Below are 17,442 nucleotides of genomic sequence, written 5' to 3' on the forward strand. Positions count from 1 at the left end.
TTGACAACTGTTCTATCATAGACAATGTAGGGTTCTTGTATAATATACAGAACCAAACGATTGAAAATGGAGGCGACGGCATCATGCAATATCGAATTCAACTCGATACTAAAAACCAGTTGTTTGTGGCGATTGATGCGCATGACCAGAATCATTTTGGAACTGGCCGAACGATTGAACAAGCCATTCATAATTTAAAAGCGACAAACAAAGCCGCATAATAAAACCCCATCCGTCGTTGGCATGAACTTAACTGCCAATGGTGCGGATGGGGGCTTTTTTTGTAGTCGGTACTGAAAATTAGAACCTTACTGATAGCGAACCAAGTCGTGGCGAGTTTTTAGCCAGATGGAGAGGAGAATAGCGACTAAGGTGAAGACGCCGATGGCTGCGATGATGAAGAGACTGCGGTAGCTGAGCCAGTCGATGACAAGGCCGCCAAAAAGCGGTCCGAGTGCACGGCCAACAGATCCCCAGGAATTTACGAAGCCTTGGTAGCGGCCCTTGATGGCGCGGGGCGTCAGATCATTGACCAAGGCGGGAATCGCAGGGGAAGCGGTGGCTTCACCGGTGGTTAGCGCGATCATGGCGATGACGAAGAAGCTATATGTTCGCGCAGTGATGAGGATGAGGAAGGATATGGCGACCATCACCAGGCCAAACAGAATTTGATAGATAATGCGAATCCCATTCACGTGTTCATTGAACCAATTCAAGAAGAGTTGAATGACCACGATTAAAGCGGCGTTGAGCGTCCATAAGAAGCTGTAATTGCGCAGTGGAATGCCGAGACTTGTCATGTACACCGATAAGTTTGAGGACCATTGCTGGTACATCAGCCAAAAAACCAGTAGTGCAAAGAAGAAAGTCATCAGCATCAATTTGTTTGCGGCTGGTAAAGATGGCTTCTCTGCTGTTGTGGTAACTTCTTTTGGCTGGGATTGGGTTATTTTTGCAGCTGGCCGAAACTTTGTGAGCACGACTGTGAAGAATAATGAATATAAAATGACAGCGATTAAGAACAGTAAGGTTACGCTGATATCATAGACAAATCCGACCAGCGCCGTTCCGATCACAACGCCGACATTTTGGGCGAAATATAACATGGTAAAAACGTAGCGGCCGTCTTTTGAACGTAAACTGGTTCCCAGTGAGTTGACCATGGTAATGTTCCAACCGGATCCGATACCGAGGAGGGTTAGCCAGATGCAGTAGGCAGGCCAACCATGCCAAAAAGTCAGGCCAATGAGTACAAATCCGGTGAGGCCGACGCCGAACAGGGTTAACCGGTATGGATCCCCTTGATCGTACAGCCGTCCGCCAACAATGCTGCCGATGACGCTACCCAGTGAGTTCAGTAACAAGACAATCCCGATGACCGTTAACGAGATCCCGAGCCGATTATGTAGATAAATACTGGTTAGTGGCCAGATGAAACTCATCCCGATGCTACTTAACAGTGCTCCTGTAAGCAGCCAGCGTAACCTGATTTCGTGCGCCATCAACATTGCCTCCTTATACGATCAGTTATGCCCACTGCCTGATTTGGCAATAACGCAATAATCTCATGGTACGTCACGCCTTGGCATGAGGTCAATTGCGGCTTTACGAAAAGTGGCGTTTTTGCACGGACAGAGAAAATAGCTAATATGAAACGATAAAAAAACATCCTCGCACATAAAATAGCAAGAATGTTTTCTAATTGACAGATTCAAAAATAGTTGAATAAGTGGTACCTTTCTTTGCTTAAAAAACGCGATTAAAGATTCTTGTCCATGTTGAAGGTGAGCTTCGATAACTTCAGGCTTTCCATGACGTAATCGTTAATTAAAGCCTTAGTCGCTGCCTTGGTATGGGCAACAATTTTGTAGTTGGCCTCGGTTAGATACTGCGTCAGTTCCTTGGCGCCCAATTCTTTGGCGCCTTCGTCAAAGGATTGAAGCATTTCGCGATAATCGCGATTGAGTGCTGTCAGATAATCGCGATCAGCCTGAATGAACTGGGGGTAATGCGCTTCTACCAACACGTCGAGCAGGCGATGCAGCCAGTATGCGGAGTCAGCGTCGAGATCGAAGGTTTTCGGCGTTTTCGAATAGCTAGGATCCGTGTCATTGGCGTTGCAGTAGAACGGTACATATGGACTGAAGGACGGCATGCCGATTGCCAGCCACATGATCGCAGTCAAACCTTCCTGAACATCACTGCGCAGTTGCAGGATATGGGAATTTTGGGTGCGGTTTAAGCCGATCGGACGATAGCGGAAGCGGTCGGCATCCGCACCGTGGCCATAAGGATCAAAAGGCGTCTCGTTGTAATGACTGCCAAGAATCTGGGCAATATCTTCACGAGTGATCAGATGGTCGGTCCGCATGATAAACGGTAAGTCAGCTGATTCAGGATCTGCCGCGATTTCCGGATTGAGCAGCTTGTGACCGTACCAAACCCGCGGCGTGTTATAGTGGCGATCTTTTTCATTCATCGTGCCGAAAATGTGGCGGAAGTTCCAACCTTCTTTGTCGGTATTGAGATGATGGTCTTCAACAAATTCCTGAATGCCTTCGCTCCAGGCAAAATTGTCGGTGTCTTCGAAGTCAACCTGCTGAATGGCAACTTGATTGGCCGCAATGGCATAAGCGTCGTCAGGGATACGCTGAGCGACCCAGTGATGACCGGTGACGATTTCCATGTACCAGACACTGTCTTTGTCAGAGAACAGGACAGAATTACCTGCGGGCGAACCGTATTGTTTGATCAGCTGGCCGAGGTATTCAACGCCATGGCGCGCGGATTCGATGAATGGCAGCACCATGTTAACGATCAGATCTTCATCAAGACCGTCTTTGACAAGCGGATCGAAGCCCAACGCCCGTTCATTACCGTAAGTACTTTCGGTTGCGGACATCGCGACATTGCGCTCGTTGATACCACTTTCTTCGTAGTCGCCGAGCTTATCATTTTCAACATTAGGAACGGCATTATAGCGATAACCATTTTCCGGCAAGTCCGCTTCAAACCCATTAAGCGGTGACTTGACGTGTAATGATTTTTCGCCTTTCCATCCAGCGTGCATATAGAAACGTTGCGGTGTCAAGGGACTAAACGTATCATCGTTACGAGCGATCATCGTTGAACCGTCGATACTGGCCTTCTTACCAACCAGAATCGAAGTGCATGCAGATTCAATTTTCATTCTTGCGCCTCACTTCTTAAGTATTGGTAACAGTTTACGACAGAATCAATTTTTTTGCACCTCCGTAAAAAAAGTCGTTGACAACCGCGCAAATCTTTTTTAAGATATTATTCGTTGTTAAGTTACTGGGTAGTAGCGAAGTGGTAACGCAGTGGACTCTGAATCCATAATCATAGGTTCGATCCCTATCTACCCAATCCTAGATACGACGATAGCCTATCGATAAGAACAGAAGCCTTGATAAAAAGGTTTCTGTTTTTTTCGTTTACCGTAAACAAGGATTTATTTCAGGAAATTGAGACATGATTGAGACAAGCTTCATGCTCCTGAAAATGCTGTTAGGAGCCGGTGAGCACGTCATGGTGATGTTGCAAGTCGCGGATATACTCACTTTTATCAAAGCCGCTGCGTCCATGCCAAAAAGCCGGCATAAGCAAAGCAAATGCAGGCATAGATTAAAAAAGCCGCAATCATAAACGCTAACCATGGCCAGGTTAGAAACGCTCTGGCGATGAATAAGAAGAAAGCCATCAACACCGCGCGTAATCCGCGGGTAAAGACGGCTTTGACGGCGCTATTCAAATGATACCTCGATCAGTAGGCGCTTAGCTTTTGTCAGATGGCTGGTGGTCATCCACATCTGGTTAGTAGACGGGGTTTCAACGTCTTCGCCTAGTTCAGGTAGTAGACTCAATAGCCAAGCGCTAAGCTCGGGGTTATTGAAGGAAAAGTGTTCCGGCAACCGGATGACCCGTAACCGATTCGGCGGGAAGAAGAGTTGTTGACTAGGAAAGATCACGCGGTCGTCGAGCAGAATGCTGGCGACGTTTTGATACGGGACTTGGCGGACGTGATAGCTTTGCGGATGGTCGTGGGCATATGCCAGGATCATGATGGCTGCGTCAATCAAAAAAAAGGCCTCCATTCAAAGATGCTTACGGATTTCATGATACCATGGATGAAGATAGCACGTGAGCCGGTTCATTTTCAAACTGGCGAAATATCTGGCGGCGAATCTGCTTAAGTGAACAGTTGCGCAAATTTATAGGAGTATTCAAAAATGACCAAAAGGCTATATTTAGTCAGACATGGTGAAACGCCGATGAACGCGGCGCGGCTACTGCAAGGGATTACGAACGCCAATTTGACTGCCAAAGGGCGAGATGCAGCCGATCGGTTGGGTGAATTATTGCAACCGGTGCCGTTTGCCAAAGCCTTTTCGAGTGATCGAACGCGGACGTTGGAAACGGCCAAACGGATTCTTGCCGGGCATGAACCTAAGCCGCCGTTAGTGGCGTTGTCAGCCTTGCGTGAATATTATTTTGGCGGTTTGGAAGGTGATCCGGGTAATGCCATTATGGCACGGACGATTCGTCGTTACGGACTGACAACGGCGTGGCGAGCTTGGGTCGGCGCAAAACGTTTTCCCGGATTAGTCCGGTCCATCCGCAATGCCGATCCGACCCATCAAGCGGAAGATTTTCCCGATTTGTTAGCGCGCGCCCGCCAAGCCTTTGAACAGGTGGATGCCCAGAGTCCGGATGACAGCGATATTTTGGTTGTCTCGCACGGCTTGCTTTTAAGTGCTTTGATTTATCAGCTGGCACCTGATCAGTTGCCGTTCAGTTTGTTGAAAAATACCAGCGTGACGCGAATTGATATTGTGAATCAGAAAATGCGCGTCCGTGGCGTGAATCTGATACGGGAGCAGGATATTTTGGCCTTGCGTCATGACGAGCCGGAAGCCGAAGATGATGCGGCCAAGAACGGGACAAAATGACGGTGAATGTCGTGGACGATTTTTGAACACGGTGCGATTGAAAAAGCAAGGCGAAACGGTAACTTCAGATCTTTGACTGAAGTTACCGTTTTTTGATTGCTTTTTTAAAGAACACCGTCTATAATGACACCTTGTCATATGACGGATTGTCACAACCGAGTCACAGTTAGTCAGGCTGAGAAACTCGGAGCAGAAAGGGGGTCGCCATGCCGAAAGCAACATTCTTCCGCTTGCCGGAAGCAAAACAACAGCGGTTAATGGACGCGGCGTATCAAGAATTTGCCCGCGCCCCATTTAATGAAACCAGTATTAGTAATATTATTAAGCATGCCGGCATTCCGCGCGGTAGTTACTATCAATATTTCGATGACAAGGCGGATCTGTATTTTTATTTATTGGAAACCGTGCGGCAACGGACCGTTTTGACTTTGCAACAGGTCATGACGAAGCATCACGGCGATCTGTTTCCTGCCATGTCGGAATTTTTCGGCAAAACCATCACGGCACTGGCACATGGGCCGCATGCGGCTTTGTATCGGAACGTTTTTTTACACATGGATTTTCATAGCGCCGCCAAAATGGCCGGATCTAAGGCGCCGTTTCTAAAGCCGCATCATGGTCATCAAGAAATCCATGATTTCTTATTGACTAGCATTGATCGCAGTCGGCTTCGTATTCAGACAGATGATGAGGTCAGTTTACTGATTCGTCAGATTGTCGGTATGTTCATGCAGACGATCGCCTATTATTATTCAAACCAGGCTGAAGGTAAGCCGATTACGGTCGCTGAACTCAAACGACGCAGCGATCAGCTTCTTGACTGGTTGCAATTTGGCGTTGCCCGTGATAAGAAACATCATTAGGCCGCGCACAACACCGGACTGCCTGTATGGGTCCGAAAAGCATCTGTTAGGAGGAAATTATGCTTAAACTTGCAAAAAAGCGCATGTCTGGCATAGCCGTTATTGGCGCTATTTTGTTCATGATTGTTCAGGTGATGAGCAATTTATATTTGCCGAATCTGACGGCCGATATCGTTAACAACGGGGTTGCCAAAGGTGATATTGATTACATCTGGGCAACCGGTATGAAAATGATTTTGTTTGCTTTACTCAGCATTCTCGCTAGTGTGGGGAACGTTTTTTTGGCGTCGCGCACATCGCAAAAGCTGGGCCAAAAGTTACGGTCGGACATTTATCGCAAAGTCATTAACTATTCCCATGATGAAATGGATAAGGTTGGGACGAGCTCACTGATTACGCGAACGACCAATGACGTGACACAGATCCAAAACGTTTGGATGATGATCTTGCGGATGATGATTATGGCGCCGATTATGTTAATTGGTGCTAGTTTCCTTGCCTACCAAAAGAGTCACACCCTGACCATGGTTTTCCTGATCAGCTTACCATTGCTGGCGTTTTTCTTGCTGATCATCATGTATTTTGCGGTGCCATTGTTTAAGGCGATGCAGAAGAAAACCGATAACATCAACCTGGTGTTCCGGGAAGGACTCACCGGTGTGCGGGTTATTCGGGCTTTTCGGCAGGATGATTTTGAACAAAATCGGTTTGAAGGCGTCAACCAAGACTATACGCATAATGCGGTCAAAGTCTTCTCGATTATTGCGGCGGTTTTCCCTGTAATGACGCTGATCATGAGTGGCACGAATATCGGGATTACTTGGTGGGGTGGTAATTTAATCGCCCAGCAAGCACTGGAAACCGGGAACCTGATTGCATTTATGACTTATGCGATGCAGATCTTGATGAGCTTCATGATGCTGTCCATGATTTTTGTTTTCATTCCCCGGGCGCAGGCTTCAGCAGCCCGTCTGAATGACGTTTTGGCCCAGGAAAGTCGGATTACCACACCGGCATCACCGAAAACCTTGGATACCGCTAACCCTGACTTGGCATTTGATCATGTTCAGTTTCGTTATCATCACGCTGAAGAACCAGCGTTGCGCGATATTGACGTTCATGTTAAAGGTGGCCAGACGATGGCGATTATCGGCGGTACCGGGAGCGGTAAAACCACGATGGTCAACCTCATCCCGCGCTTTTACGATGCTGAAAAAGGGGCGGTCCGAGTCGATGGCGAAGATGTTAAAAACGTCGACTTGAAGAAGCTGCATGAAGCAGTCGCGTTTGTACCGCAAAAAGCCAATCTGTTTACCGGAACCGTTCGTGACAACATGAAATACGGGAATGAAAACGCAACGGACGAGGATATCTGGCACGCGTTGGATATTGCCCAAGCCCGCGATTTCATCGAAAGCAATCCTGAAGGTCTGGATTACCAGGTGGAACAAGGCGGCGGCAACTTCTCCGGTGGCCAGCGTCAACGTTTGGCCATTGCCCGTGCTTTGGTGAAGGATGCTTCGATCTACGTCTTTGATGATTCGTTTTCAGCCTTGGACTTCAAAACCGATGCCAATTTACGAGCAGCTTTGAAAGCCGATAAAAAAATTCAAACCAAAGTCGTTGTGATTGTTGGCCAGCGAGTTTCTACGGTTGCCGATGCGGACACGATTGTTGTCTTGGACGAAGGCAAAATGGTCGGTAGAGGCACTCACGCTGAGTTGAAAGCCTCCAACCCAACTTATCAGGAAATTATCAAGTCACAGATTCGGGAAGGAGACGAGAAATAATGGCAGACAATCAAAAATCCGCAACCGAGCGGCCATCATCCGGTCCACGAATGAGGCCAGGTGGTCGAGCCGGTCTCGTTGAAAAGCCGAAAAACTTCTGGAAAACGACCGGGCGGCTATTTGGGTATATGCGTAACCGGCTGATCGGTATTATCGCCGTGCTGGTCCTAGCCATTGCCTCAACGGTTTTTCAGATTCGTACGCCGAAGATTTTAGGTGAAGCAACGACCGAAATCTTTAAAGGTGTCATGAAGGGTCAGGCGGAGCAAAAAGCCGGGATAGCGGTCGGTAGTTACCCGATCGATTTTGACAAAATCAAGCACATTATTCTGATCGTGTTGATTCTTTATCTGGGCAGCGCCTTATTCAGCTTCTTGCAGCAGTTCATCATGACGCGAATTTCGCAGAACACCGTTTATCAGCTGCGAAAAGATCTGAAATACAAGATGAAAACCGTTCCGATCAAGTATTATGATACCCACAGCAATGGGGACATTATGTCACGGGCGATCAACGATATGGATAATATCGCATCGACTTTGCAACAGAGCCTCACGCAAATGGTCACGAGTGCCGTTATGTTTGTCGGAACCATCTGGATGATGCTCACCATTTCCTGGAAACTGACCTTGATCGCACTGGTGACGATTCCGCTTGGGTTAATTGTTGTCGGCATCGTTGCTCCGAAATCTCAGCGCTTCTTTGCCGCTCAACAAAAGGCACTGGGGTTATTGAACAACCAAGTTGAAGAGACTTACGGCGGCCAGGTCATTATTAAGAGTTTCAACCGTGAAGATGATGAGGTTCGCGACTTTGAAGGCCAAAACCAGGCGTTTTACGACGCAGCATGGAAGGCTCAGTTTGTTTCCGGGATCATCATGCCTTTGATGATTTTCCTTAATAACATTGGTTACGTTTTTGTGGCGATCATGGGCGGGATCGAAGTTTCCAACGGGACCATCACCTTGGGGAATGTTCAAGCCTTCTTGCAATATATGCAACAGTTCTCCCAGCCAATCTCACAACTGGCTAATTTGGCGAATACGATTCAGTCGACCATTGCCAGTGCAGAACGGATTTTCGCCGTGTTGGACGAAGAAGATATGCAAGACAATCCGTCCGGTGTGCCGGCAGTGCCGAATGATCCGAACAAATTGGTCATGGATCATGTCCAGTTTGGCTATACGCCGGATACGCTGTTATTGAAGGATTATAATCTGCAAGTGAAGCCTGGGCAGATGGTGGCGATTGTCGGGCCAACCGGTGCCGGGAAAACGACGATTATCAACCTGTTGGAACGCTTCTACGATATCAGCGGCGGTTCAATCCGGCTGAATGGGACGGATACCCGTGACATGAAACGGGAAGATGTTCGGTCGCATTTTGCCATGGTGCTTCAGGATACTTGGCTGTTTACCGGCACGATTTGGGATAATCTGAAATACGGTCGCGAAGATGCCACGGATGATGAAGTGCTTGCCGCAGCAAAAGCAGCGCATGTTGATAATTTTGTGCGCCAGTTGCCGGACGGGTACAATACGATTCTGAATGAAGAAGCTTCTAACATTTCCCAAGGACAGCGGCAGTTATTGACGATTGCCCGGGCGTTTGTCGCAGATCCGGAAATTCTGATTCTGGACGAGGCAACGAGTTCTGTCGACACGCGAACCGAAATTCATATTCAACACGCGATGAATCGCTTGCTGACCGACCGAACCAGTTTTGTTGTGGCCCACCGGCTATCGACCATTCGTGACGCCGACAATATCATTGTGATGAATCACGGCTCGATTGTTGAAACCGGCAACCACGACGAATTGATGGCGAAGAATGGCTTCTATGCGGACTTGTACAACAGCCAATTCAGTGGCAATGTTGCGATTTAGTTTCAATGGAAGTCGTGGTTGTGTTGCAGGCTAAAGTTTAACTGGATGCGATTAAAAAATAGCCTCAGAGAGACGAACATGATCTCCCTGAGGTTATTTTTGTACATAATCGTGGCTGTGCTGATTAACGCCGCTTGTGACGCATGAAGGTCGCATAATGCAGCAAACAAGCGAGTAGGACGAAGAAGATCACGACAAAACTGACATAGCGCCACCAGAAATTAGTCGCCACTCCCGGTAAAACTTGCTGAATGCCCATGGTGGCCAAGGCCATGATCGCAATCATGCCAAATAATAATATGTAACGTTTCAAAGTCTCATCATCCTTCTTTTTAAAAGTCGCGAGTTTCGTGCCCAGTGCGTGCGCCTGATTGATTTTGGCTTCCGGTAAGGTCGTCATGCCCCAAGTATGCGGGAGTACCAATTCGGCAATCTTATGGACACCAGCCGCCGTCATTGCCTTGTCAATCGCCACCAAAGTAGCGTCGGTTTGATGCGTAAACGTGTTGTCCAAAGCAGTGGCAAAACAGCTGGTCACACTGACATAATGCTTATCCTTGAAAATGCCGGGAAGCGTATCGCCTTCTTTGGTCATGCGTGTCATCCGGTGACGCATGCAGTCAAGCAGTTGCTTGAACTGACCGGCGACCGTACCGAAGTAGGTTGGGGTGCCTAAAACCCACACATCGGCGCTTTTTAGCTTGGCTTCAAGTTCGTCCAGTATCGGATTGGCCTGATCAGAAACGTCCGGCCGAATCTGGTATTGATTTAAATCAACAAATTCAGTGGTGGCAGGCGCAGCCACACCGGATAAAACGGCCTTAACCAAACTCGCCGTCAACCCGTTGGCATCCTGTCCACCGTATATACCTAATATTTTCATGTAAAACAAACCTCCCGAGCGTGAACCGGCGTGGGTAGAAGCCGGAGTGTAAGTGGCCTTGGGCGTGATGGTCGGTCTTTGACCAATGCGACCAAGGTCCTTACGCGCAGGCTTCTGCGCCGGTGAACGCGTTAAAGTGGAGCGTGAGCCAGCCCGATTAGAAACCGGAGCATAAGTGGCCTTGGGCGTGATGGCCCCGGCCTTGGCCATTGCGACCAAGGTTCTTATGTGCAGGTTTCTGGGCTGGCGAGCGCGTTATGGTGGAGCGTGAGCCCGTTTCTTCACCGTTTTTTCGCGCATCCCCACCATCTATAACTGTAAGAAAAATAACAAGACTTGGCAAGCGCATTTACGAGTCGTAACCAGCAAAGAAACCGCCACTGTTTCAAATCACAAGCTTTTTGTTGGCAAAAAATGAGTCGACTCATTATGCTGTTGGCAACAGACCGAATTGGGAAGCTGGAACTCAATCGGTGCTTAAACAGACAAGGAGCGGATGAACATGGCAGGGATTGCATTGCCAGAAGAAACGCGTGTGGATTTTATTGCACTTAAAGTTGCTAATTTGGCCAAGGAGAGCCAATGGTACCAGCAGGTCGCCCGATTGCATTTATTGCGTCAAAATGGCGATACGATTTATTTGGGAACCCGGCTTAATCAACAGGTTTTAGTCGTTTTACATCAAATTAAGGGACTCTCACCGCAGAAACCGGTGACGGGATTGGATCATTTTGCGATTTTGCTGCCAAATCCGGGGGCGCTGGGTGCAGCGTATCGGATCGTGAAGCAGGATCAGCCAGTAACGAAGGCTTTTCAAACCGGTTATCAGCAAGGCTTTTTGGCTAAGGATCCGGAAGGCAATGGCGTTGCGTTTACGATTGATCGCGCGATTGAGCAGTATCAAGAGGAACGACAGTACAACTGGGAAGATGAAACCGAAGAAGCCATTGATCCGGCTGAAATCGGTAAACATGCGGCGCGGGATTATGATCGGTTGCCTTCCGGGACGACCATTGGTTACGTTCAGTTTCGGGTGGCGGACTTGGCCAGCACCAGTCACTATCTGGAAGACGGACTCGGTTTTCGGGAAAAGCCTAGCCCCAATACCGGCGAAGTCTTTTTGGCTGCAGGTGATTATCGTCACCACATTGGTATTAATTTGCGGCTAGAAGCGACGTTATTATTGCCGACGCCTGATATGTATGGGTTGGATTATGTGAGCTTTATTTTGCCAGACAAAATGGCGATGGAGAATATCTTGATGAACCTTGATGCAGCCGGGTTAACGGACTACGATTATCATCATGAGAATCAATTTTTGATGATTGCCGGTCCCAATCGGCTCACGCTGTGGTTCCGCGTGGCGTAGTATGGTTGTGACTCGGCGTCGGGAAGAAGGCCAGAATGGATTTTCAAGCGATCACGGCGGAGCTGCAGGCGTGGGTGACCGGGCGGATCATACCCGGATTTAGTGTGGCGCTTATGACGGGAAAAGATGTGCAAAGCCAGGTGAGCGGCGATGCGCAGTGGCAACCCACGCCAGCGCCGTTGCGGCCGGGGATGCTTTATGATGTGGCGTCCCTGACGAAGGTTATCGGCACCACCACCGTCTTTTTACAGGCCTGGGATCAGAAACTGGTTGCGCCGGAGATGCCGTTGAAACGGTTTTTGCCGGCGTTTCCGCATGCCACTACATTTCGGCAGGCATTGACGCATACGTCTGGGTTGGAAGGGTATATTCCGCATCGTGATGACTTGCCGGCGCCAGCGTTGAAACGCGCCCTCATGACGCAATTGGCCGTCACAGATGAAGTCGATGCTAAAGTCGTTTATCGGGATGTGAATTTGTTGTTGGTCGGTTGGGCTCTAGAACAGATCTATCACCAACCGATTCAAACACTTATCACGCAACAGGTTCTGCGTCCGCTCGGTTTGCCCAAAGCAACGTTTCAACCGGATCCGGAACAATGTGTGCCAACGACTTACGATCCGGTTGCCGGCTTGCGGCGCGGGGTCGTGCACGATCCCAAAAGTGCCATCCTCGGTCAGCATAGCGGTGCGGCCGGCTTGTTTGCGAGCTTGGCCGACTTGGAGATGTTCACGCAATACTTCTTTGGGCAAAAGCAGGCGTCGGCGTGGCCCGAACATGCCCAGCAGCTAACCCGTGACTGGACGGCCCATCAGCTCGGTCGCAGCCTTGGCTGGGATCTTCGGCATGATGGCCAGGGACGGCTGTGGCTTTACCATACGGGCTATACCGGTACTTTCTGGCTCATTCAGCCGCAAAGTCAACTGGCACTGATCGTGTTGACAAACCGCGTCCATCCGCAGCCTAATCGCGAGTTTCTTGGTAAACGCGACCAATTTGTGCAACTTTTTTTGGCGAACGGGCCGAATGCAGTGACGAATGAGTCCCGAACGCAATAAAAATAGTGGATCAATTCTAGAAACAATCTAGGATTAGTTTCAGAGCCTCAATAAAAAGGGTGAACATACTTTGTGCGATTGGCATGAGTATGTTCACCCTTTGTTTTCCCGAGGTAATTCAGTGGGCGATTTGAGATATGAGTGCCAAAGCGGAGCAATCGTAGGCCAGAGGGGGCTCAGCTGTGAAATTGTACTAGCCGGGCGGTCTTCCCGGCGTAGTACAAGGCCGAGCTTTGAGACTCAGCGGGCTTTGCTGAGGCTCAAAGTCGTGCCCACAGCGTTCCAGCCCCCTCTGGCCGGAGATTGCGGAGTTTGGCATGGCAAGGAACTTATTGCCTAAAGTTTTTTGATCGTTCGAGATTTGCTAATCTATGAACGTTCGCACGAAATTACGGCTCAGCCTCTTTTGACACAACGATGGCGTTTATAGGTTCAACTTAAAATCCCGCCTTAATGTACCCGCCTTCACTCAACTTCTTGCGCAGCTGCAACATTGCCGTGTAAGTTGACAAAACGTAAAGTTGTTGCTGAGGCATTTTTTGCAGCTCCGTGATAACGTTGCTAAGATCCGGTTGACTGATGAGTTGGTCTTCCGGAACCCCAGCGACTGTGAGCCGCAATGCAATATCTTTGTAGCGCTCGCCGCCGACCAGATATGTCGCGGCTTTTTTGCTGGCAACAAAATCTTCGAAGTTACCATCCCAAATCCAGCTGGTATCGATACCATCTGCATAATTGGCATTCAGCAGCATGGCAAACCCAAAAGGCTGCTTCGCCGTTTCGATCATGCTGAGCACTTGATTCAAGCCGACGGGATTTTTGACCAAAATCAAGGTTAATTTTTTATCGCCGAGTTGAATGACTTCTTGCCGGCCGAAAACTTTCTCGTCATAGGCGAACACCTGGCTGATTTGTTCAGGACTGACGCCAAAAGTCCGACCAACAGCGAAAGCGGCCAAGGCATTGTAGATGTTATACGTGCCACCAATATCAATATGGCAAGGTTGGCCGTCAATGACGAAATCACTGCTTTGCGGCGTCATTTTGGTCACGGTGTTCACCTGATACTTCAGTTGTGGCCGTTTGAAGCCGCAGTTGGGGCAGAAATAATTGCCAAGGTTGGCATAGGTGATGGCGTGATAATGTAAGATATGTTGACAGACCGGGCACAAGACGCCATCCGTATTCGGTGGGGCTTTGTGATCACCTGCGTCAGTCAACGTAAAGCCGTAATAGTGAACCGGATTCGGCAGCTTACGGGAACTGAAGATTGGCGCATCCCCGTTAGCCAGTACAACAGCTTTAGGATCAAGGGTGACGCCGTCCAGAATTTTTTGATAGGTCGTGTAGAATTCACCATAACGATCCATCTGGTCACGGAAGATATTGGTTAGCACAAAAGCTTTCGGCTTTAACTGGGCAGCTACCGGGGCAACGTTAGCCTCGTCTACTTCTAGAACCGCGATGCCCCGGTCATGCCCGTGTTTAGGTTGCGCCAAGAAAGCAGTGGTGATACCCTGCAGCATGTTCGAGCCGGTGGGATTGGTCAAAACTTCCTGATATTTTTGCTTGAGCACTTTGACGATCAAGCTCGTCGTCAGGGTTTTCCCATTGGTACCGGTCACCACGATGACATCATAGTCACGACCCAGCGCCTGCAAAACGCGCGGATCGATTTTATTGGCGAGTTTGCCAGGGAGGCTTGACCCGCCTTTTAAAAATGTGTGTAAGAACCAGTAGCTGCTGCGACCAATGGCAGTTGCCAGGCTGGCTTTTGCTGAAAATGCCACGGCGTTCTTCCTCTCAACTTAATGGGACTATTTTAGCATAAACGACAAGCAAACCGGCAGTCACGGTGTTCTTTGCGAAAAAAATCCGTTATACTGTGAGCTGTGAGATTTTAGATGGAGGCGGCACATGGCCCAGCTTTTCTTTCGATACGGTGCGATGAACTCAGGTAAAAGTATTGAAATCCTGAAAGTCGCGCATAATTATGAGGAACAAAATAAACGGGTGATTCTGATGACCAGCGCCTTGGATGATCGGGCCGGCGTTGGCATGATTGCCAGTCGCATCGGGTTTGAACGGACAGCTATTCCGGTTAAGCATGAAACCGACTTGTTTGAAACAATCAGAGAAACTGATCCGCACGCGGCGTGTGTACTGATTGATGAAGCCCAGTTTTTACAAAAGCATCATATTTTCGAAGCTGCGCGGGTTGTCGATGAATTGCATATTCCGGTGATGGCATTTGGCTTAAAGAATGACTTTCGCAATGAGTTATTTGAAGGGTCTAAATACCTGCTGCTGTATGCAGATAAAATTGAAGAAATGAAAACGATTTGCTGGTTTTGCGCCAAAAAGGCCATTATGAATTTGCGGATTCATGACGGAAAGCCGGTTTATGAAGGCGAGCAAGTGTTGATTGGCGGTAACGAGTCATATTACCCGGTTTGCCGGCATCATTATTTCCACCCGCCGTTAGATAAGATTGAGCATCAGGATTAGTGAGTAGTTGCTGGCGTTGCGCCAGTTCACGCTCAGCTATAACGCGTTTACCGGCACAGAAGTCTGCGTGTAAGGACCTTGGTCGCAATGGCCAAGACCACCGACATCACGCCCAAGGCCACTTACACTCCGACTTCTAACCGCGCCAGTTCACGCTCAGGAGGATTTTTATGGATAAGATTTTTGAACAACTGGACGGTCTTTTGGATCGTTATGATGAATTGGAAGAATTGATGTCTGATCCCGAGGTTATTAGCGACACGAAGCGGTATCTGGCTTTGTCGAAAGAAGAAGGCGGGATGCGGGATGTCGTGGCTGCCTATAAAAAGTACAAGCAGGTCTTGTCCGACATCAAAGAAAGCGAAGAAGTGCTTCGCGAGAGTAAAGACGAGGACATGGAAGCGCTGGCTAAAGAAGATCTTGACGATCTGCAAAAGCAAAAAGCCGATCTTGAAGATAAGATCAAGGTCCTGATGCTGCCTAAGGATCCCAACGATGACAAAAACATTATCATGGAAATCCGCGGGGCTGCCGGTGGCGATGAGGCCAGCCTTTTTGCCGGTGACTTATTGAATATGTATATGCACTACGCTGAACGCCAAGGTTGGAAAGCAGAAATCATTGATTCGACGCCGACTGAAGTGGGTGGCTATAAAGAAGTCGTCGTCATGATTACTGGTGACAATGTTTATTCCAAACTGAAGTATGAAAACGGGGCGCACCGGGTACAGCGGGTGCCTGTGACGGAAAGTGCCGGCCGGGTTCATACCAGCACGGCAACCGTTGGCGTCATGCCTGAATATGATGAAGTGGATCTAAAAATCGACCCTAAAGATATTCGGACAGACGTTTACCGCTCGTCAGGTGCCGGTGGTCAGCACGTCAATAAAACCAGTTCGGCGGTGCGGATGACCCACATTCCAACCGGGATTGTCGTGTCGATGCAGGACGAACGCAGCCAGCAGGAAAACCGGGCGCGCGCGTTACAGATTCTGCGCTCGCGGGTTTACGACTATTACGAAACCGAAAATCAGGAAAAGTACGATCAGACGCGTAAAAATGCCATCGGGACCGGTGATCGTTCCGAGCGAATCCGCACTTACAATTATCCGCAAAACCGGGTTACGGATCACCGGATCGGCTTGACGCTTAATAAGTTGGATCGCATCATGAACGGCGACCTTGACGAAATTATCGATGCCTTGATTGTTCACGATCAGGCCCAGAAGATGGAATCGCTTAATGTCTAAAACATACGCTGAGGCGCTCAAATGGGCGTCTTTGTTATTGACGGAACACCATGTTGATCCTGATGGGGCGCGGTATGTCATGATGACCCGGGCAAACTGGACCCCAAGTCAATTGATTTTGCATCGGCAAGACGTGATGCCCGATGCATCATGGCAGCAATTTCAAGCAGATGTCGCCCGGCTAGCAAAATTTGAACCGGCGCAATATATCACCGGTGTGGCGCCGTTTTTTGGTGCGATGTTCAAAGTGACGCCAGCAGTGTTGATTCCGCGATTTGAAACAGAAGAGCTGGTTGATTGGGTCGCAAAAGAGCAGACCGCTGCCCGAACCGGTTTAGATTTGGGAACCGGCAGCGGTGCGATCGGCATTACCTTGGCTCGCCAGTTGCCACAAGTCGCGATGACGCTAAGTGACGTGTCCGAAGCAGCGCTAGCAGTTGCCGAGCAGAATGCCCAGGCGCAACACGTGCAGGCACGATTTGTGACGAGTGATTTATTTAGTCACTTGCTGGGCCGTTTTGATTTTGTGGTCAGCAACTTGCCATACATTGCGCCTGAAGAAACGCCGGTGATGGATCAAAGTACGTTACGTTATGAACCTAAGTTGGCCTTGTTTGCCGATCATCATGGGCTAGCACTTTTTGAACGGTTTATCGAGGCATTGCCAGCGCATCTGAATGATCACGGGACCGCTTATTTAGAATTTGGTTATCGGCAACAACCGGCACTGCAGAAGTTATTTGCCGAAAAAGTACCACAAGCGCAAGTGACTTTTCGGCAGGATATGGCCGGTCACCCGCGCATGGCCAAGCTGCAATTTTAGGCGTTTTCTGATAAGGATTCGGAGCAAAACCGGTTCTTTGGG

The 17,442-nt window shown here is 48.9% G+C and carries 16 protein-coding genes and 1 tRNA gene; 11 read left to right on the forward strand and 6 right to left on the reverse strand.

Features of this window, described 5'->3' with window-relative positions; translation table 11 throughout:
* Window positions 1-83 precede the first annotated feature (83 nt).
* Entirely contained in the window at window positions 84-221 is a 138-nt protein-coding gene (locus LACPH_RS05330; RefSeq protein WP_010488931.1) for a hypothetical protein, read from the forward strand.
* 87 nt (window positions 222-308) lie between these two features.
* Here LACPH_RS05330 and LACPH_RS05335 read toward each other — a convergent pair whose 3' ends face one another.
* On the reverse strand, window positions 309-1,502 hold the full coding sequence (locus LACPH_RS05335; RefSeq protein WP_274784722.1) for an MDR family MFS transporter: 1,194 nt from the start codon (window positions 1,500-1,502) through the stop codon (window positions 309-311).
* 257 nt (window positions 1,503-1,759) lie between these two features.
* On the reverse strand, window positions 1,760-3,190 hold the full coding sequence (locus LACPH_RS05340; protein ID WP_306387443.1) for a C69 family dipeptidase: 1,431 nt from the start codon (window positions 3,188-3,190) through the stop codon (window positions 1,760-1,762).
* A gap of 126 nt (window positions 3,191-3,316) precedes the next feature.
* Between LACPH_RS05340 and LACPH_RS05345 the strand changes: the two genes are divergently transcribed.
* Window positions 3,317-3,387 (forward strand) — tRNA-Gln (locus LACPH_RS05345).
* Between the two features lie 199 nt (window positions 3,388-3,586).
* Here the strand turns inward: LACPH_RS05345 and LACPH_RS05350 are convergent.
* Both LACPH_RS05350 and LACPH_RS05355 read right to left on the reverse strand, forming a co-directional pair.
* On the reverse strand, window positions 3,587-3,772 hold the full coding sequence (locus LACPH_RS05350) for a hypothetical protein (RefSeq protein WP_010488926.1): 186 nt from the start codon (window positions 3,770-3,772) through the stop codon (window positions 3,587-3,589).
* Window positions 3,765-4,100, reverse strand: coding sequence for a hypothetical protein (locus LACPH_RS05355; protein ID WP_025012650.1), 336 nt, complete (start codon window positions 4,098-4,100; stop codon window positions 3,765-3,767). Before LACPH_RS05355 ends, LACPH_RS05350 begins: the two co-directional genes overlap by 8 nt.
* A gap of 150 nt (window positions 4,101-4,250) precedes the next feature.
* Here LACPH_RS05355 and LACPH_RS05360 point away from each other — a divergent pair, with 150 nt between their 5' ends.
* From LACPH_RS05360 to LACPH_RS05375, 4 genes are all read left to right on the forward strand, one after another.
* The gene (locus LACPH_RS05360) at window positions 4,251-4,970 is read left to right on the forward strand and encodes a histidine phosphatase family protein (protein WP_274784723.1); all 720 of its coding nucleotides are present in this window, start codon (window positions 4,251-4,253) and stop codon (window positions 4,968-4,970) included.
* A gap of 206 nt (window positions 4,971-5,176) precedes the next feature.
* The gene (locus tag LACPH_RS05365) at window positions 5,177-5,833 is read left to right on the forward strand and encodes a TetR/AcrR family transcriptional regulator (RefSeq protein ID WP_025012648.1); all 657 of its coding nucleotides are present in this window, start codon (window positions 5,177-5,179) and stop codon (window positions 5,831-5,833) included.
* 59 nt (window positions 5,834-5,892) lie between these two features.
* Entirely contained in the window at window positions 5,893-7,623 is a 1,731-nt protein-coding gene (locus LACPH_RS05370; RefSeq protein WP_274784724.1) for an ABC transporter ATP-binding protein, read from the forward strand.
* Window positions 7,623-9,509 carry an ABC transporter ATP-binding protein gene (locus LACPH_RS05375; RefSeq protein ID WP_274784725.1) on the forward strand — a complete coding sequence of 629 codons (1,887 nt, stop codon included), beginning with the start codon at window positions 7,623-7,625 and terminating at the stop codon, window positions 9,507-9,509. Before LACPH_RS05370 ends, LACPH_RS05375 begins: the two co-directional genes overlap by 1 nt.
* A gap of 124 nt (window positions 9,510-9,633) precedes the next feature.
* Here the strand turns inward: LACPH_RS05375 and LACPH_RS05380 are convergent, their stop codons facing one another.
* Window positions 9,634-10,392: a flavodoxin family protein gene (locus LACPH_RS05380; RefSeq protein WP_306387447.1), complete on the reverse strand. Its 759-nt coding sequence runs from the start codon at window positions 10,390-10,392 to the stop codon at window positions 9,634-9,636.
* A 502-nt stretch (window positions 10,393-10,894) separates the two neighbouring features.
* Here LACPH_RS05380 and LACPH_RS05385 point away from each other — a divergent pair.
* The gene (locus tag LACPH_RS05385) at window positions 10,895-11,761 is read left to right on the forward strand and encodes a VOC family protein (protein WP_306387449.1); all 867 of its coding nucleotides are present in this window, start codon (window positions 10,895-10,897) and stop codon (window positions 11,759-11,761) included.
* Between the two features lie 35 nt (window positions 11,762-11,796).
* Window positions 11,797-12,819: a serine hydrolase domain-containing protein gene (locus LACPH_RS05390; RefSeq protein WP_274784727.1), complete on the forward strand. Its 1,023-nt coding sequence runs from the start codon at window positions 11,797-11,799 to the stop codon at window positions 12,817-12,819.
* Window positions 12,820-13,256: 437 nt separating this feature from the next.
* Here LACPH_RS05390 and LACPH_RS05395 read toward each other — a convergent pair whose 3' ends face one another.
* On the reverse strand, window positions 13,257-14,609 hold the full coding sequence (locus LACPH_RS05395) for a Mur ligase family protein (protein ID WP_274784728.1): 1,353 nt from the start codon (window positions 14,607-14,609) through the stop codon (window positions 13,257-13,259).
* Between the two features lie 127 nt (window positions 14,610-14,736).
* On the opposite strand from LACPH_RS05395, the gene LACPH_RS05400 reads away from it, so the two are divergent.
* The 3 genes from LACPH_RS05400 (at window position 14,737) to prmC (ending at window position 17,400) form a co-directional block, all read left to right on the forward strand.
* On the forward strand, window positions 14,737-15,327 hold the full coding sequence (locus LACPH_RS05400) for a thymidine kinase (protein WP_010488908.1): 591 nt from the start codon (window positions 14,737-14,739) through the stop codon (window positions 15,325-15,327).
* A 170-nt stretch (window positions 15,328-15,497) separates the two neighbouring features.
* A complete protein-coding gene (gene prfA, locus LACPH_RS05405; protein ID WP_047105956.1) occupies window positions 15,498-16,577 on the forward strand; it encodes a peptide chain release factor 1 in 1,080 nt (359 codons plus the stop codon).
* Entirely contained in the window at window positions 16,570-17,400 is an 831-nt protein-coding gene (gene prmC, locus LACPH_RS05410; RefSeq protein WP_274784729.1) for a peptide chain release factor N(5)-glutamine methyltransferase, read from the forward strand. Before prfA ends, prmC begins: the two co-directional genes overlap by 8 nt.
* Window positions 17,401-17,442 lie beyond the last annotated feature (42 nt).

The organism is Lacticaseibacillus parahuelsenbergensis, from assembly GCF_030770265.1.
GTDB classification, from domain to species: Bacteria; Bacillota; Bacilli; order Lactobacillales; family Lactobacillaceae; genus Lacticaseibacillus; species Lacticaseibacillus casei.

Excerpts from the sequence above, each read along its gene's own strand:
- LACPH_RS05330 (WP_010488931.1), top strand. The coding sequence starts at position 84 with ATGCAATATCGAATTCAACTCGATACTAAAAACCAGTTGTTTGTGGCG.
- LACPH_RS05335 (WP_274784722.1), bottom strand. The coding sequence starts at position 1,502 with ATGGCGCACGAAATCAGGTTACGCTGGCTGCTTACAGGAGCACTGTTA.
- LACPH_RS05340 (WP_306387443.1), bottom strand. The coding sequence starts at position 3,190 with ATGAAAATTGAATCTGCATGCACTTCGATTCTGGTTGGTAAGAAGGCC.
- LACPH_RS05360 (WP_274784723.1), top strand. The coding sequence starts at position 4,251 with ATGACCAAAAGGCTATATTTAGTCAGACATGGTGAAACGCCGATGAAC.
- LACPH_RS05365 (WP_025012648.1), top strand. The coding sequence starts at position 5,177 with ATGCCGAAAGCAACATTCTTCCGCTTGCCGGAAGCAAAACAACAGCGG.
- LACPH_RS05370 (WP_274784724.1), top strand. The coding sequence starts at position 5,893 with ATGCTTAAACTTGCAAAAAAGCGCATGTCTGGCATAGCCGTTATTGGC.
- LACPH_RS05375 (WP_274784725.1), top strand. The coding sequence starts at position 7,623 with ATGGCAGACAATCAAAAATCCGCAACCGAGCGGCCATCATCCGGTCCA.
- LACPH_RS05380 (WP_306387447.1), bottom strand. The coding sequence starts at position 10,392 with ATGAAAATATTAGGTATATACGGTGGACAGGATGCCAACGGGTTGACG.
- LACPH_RS05385 (WP_306387449.1), top strand. The coding sequence starts at position 10,895 with ATGGCAGGGATTGCATTGCCAGAAGAAACGCGTGTGGATTTTATTGCA.
- LACPH_RS05390 (WP_274784727.1), top strand. The coding sequence starts at position 11,797 with ATGGATTTTCAAGCGATCACGGCGGAGCTGCAGGCGTGGGTGACCGGG.
- LACPH_RS05400 (WP_010488908.1), top strand. The coding sequence starts at position 14,737 with ATGGCCCAGCTTTTCTTTCGATACGGTGCGATGAACTCAGGTAAAAGT.
- prfA (WP_047105956.1), top strand. The coding sequence starts at position 15,498 with ATGGATAAGATTTTTGAACAACTGGACGGTCTTTTGGATCGTTATGAT.
- prmC (WP_274784729.1), top strand. The coding sequence starts at position 16,570 with ATGTCTAAAACATACGCTGAGGCGCTCAAATGGGCGTCTTTGTTATTG.